Raw genomic sequence first — 1,752 nt, forward strand, 5'->3', positions numbered from 1 at the left:
GCGCACCTCCACTTGGTAGGTCGAGCCGGTGGTGAAGGTGAAGTCGCCGGCCACGGTCAGGGTGCCGGGCGAATTGCCGGGCGTGACCTGGCCGCCGCTCTGCACGACCACGTCGCCGCCGATCGTCCCGGAACCGCCCAGGGCGCCCGACGCGCCGACCGTGACGTCGGACGTCACCGAGCCGTTGACCTTCAGCTTGCCGACCCCGACCGTGGTCGGGCCGGTATAGGTGTTGGCGCCGGTCAGCTCGATCACGCCGCCGCCGGTGATCGTGAACGAGCCCGAGCCGGTGATCGCGCCGGCGAAGGTGGTGCTGCCCGACTGGTTGACGGTCAGAGCGCCGCCGTCGATGTCGACCTCGCCCGTCGCGCCGCCGCTGAGGTTGGTGATGGTCTGGGTCAGGCCGCTCAGGTCCAGCACGCCGTTGTCGACCTGCACCTTGGCGGTCTGCGGCAGATGCAGGATCCGCACCGAGCCGCCCTGGACCGTGGTCGTGCCGGTGAAGCCGTACTGGCCCGAGAGGGTCAGGCGGGACGCGCCCTGCTTGACCAGGTCGCCCGCGCCGGTGATGTCGCCGCCGAAGTCGTACTCGTCCGAGCGGTTGAAGATCGCCGTGCCGGCGATGGCCAAGTCGCCCGTCAGGTCGCCCGCAGCGCCGCCGTCGCCGACCTGCAGGGTCGCGCCCGCCGCCACCGCGACGTCGCTGCTCATCGAGCCCGTCAGCAGCAGCTTGCCGCCCGCGACCGTGGTCGGACCGGCATAGGTCGCCGCGCCGCTCAGGGTTAGGGTCGCCGCGCCCGACTTGGTCAAGCCGCCGACGCCGGTCAGGTCACCGGAATAGCTAGAGGCGTTGACCTGGGCGACCGTCAGGGTCCCGGCGCCGATGTCGAGATCGGCGTCGCCCGACAGGCCGCCTGTCGTCTTAGCGCCCGAGCCCAGGGCGAAGGCGTCGCCCTWCAGGGCCAGGCGCGAGTCGGCCGACAGGTTGGCGAAGGTCACCAGGCCGCCGTCATTGGTCAGCAGGCCAGTGCGCGAATAGACGCCCGACAGGGTCAGGTCACCGCCGCCGGCCCAGACCACCTCGCCGCCGGCGCCCGACAGGGCGTTGGTCAGCTCATAGTCGCCGGCTCGGCCCAGGAAGAGCTGCCCGCCGTCGATCTTGATGTCGCCGGCGAAGCCGCCGGTCGCACCCGGTCCGGCGACCTTCACCGTGCCGAGGGCCACGTTGTCGGTGACATAGCTGGCTCCCACCACCACGACGCCGCCGGTCTGCTCCAGGCCGCCGCCGATATCGGTCGCCACGTGCAGTTCGCCGCCGCTGACTCGCGTCACGCCGGTATAGGTCCAGGCACCGGAGGCCAGCATGGCGCCGGACTTCAGCTCGACATCGCCAGTCCCGCTGATCGAGAGCGTTCCRCTGTCGGCATAGAGGTTGTCGTCGTAGCTCTGGTAGATCAGCGTGCCGTCGTTTCGCACCGACAGACCGGTCCCCGGCGTGGTCGTCTCGATCCACGCGTTGGCGTTCTGCTTGTCGTCGATGCGCAGGGTCGCGCCCGAGGCGATGGCGATGCTGTCGGTCTGCAGAAGGCCGCTCAGGGTCCAGTCGCCGGTCTCGACCTTGGCGGTCTCGAAGCCGACGATGTCGCCGAAGGTCTGGTCGGCCGTCTGCTGGCTGGAGGTTCCCTTCAGCACCAGGCTGTCCAGGCCGGCTCCGCCGTCGACGGCGCCGTCGAAGCTGGCGCCGGTCAGGAT

1 protein-coding gene is annotated in these 1,752 nt (G+C 70.6%); it reads right to left on the reverse strand.

Annotation, left to right across the window (positions count from 1 at the left end; all coding sequences use genetic code 11):
- Window positions 1-1,752: autotransporter-associated beta strand repeat-containing protein (locus tag AC1DZ6_RS24610; protein ID WP_477099724.1), on the reverse strand; the 1,752-nt coding region annotated here is incomplete at both ends.

The organism is Caulobacter sp. P1_B12_2, assembly GCF_056406675.1.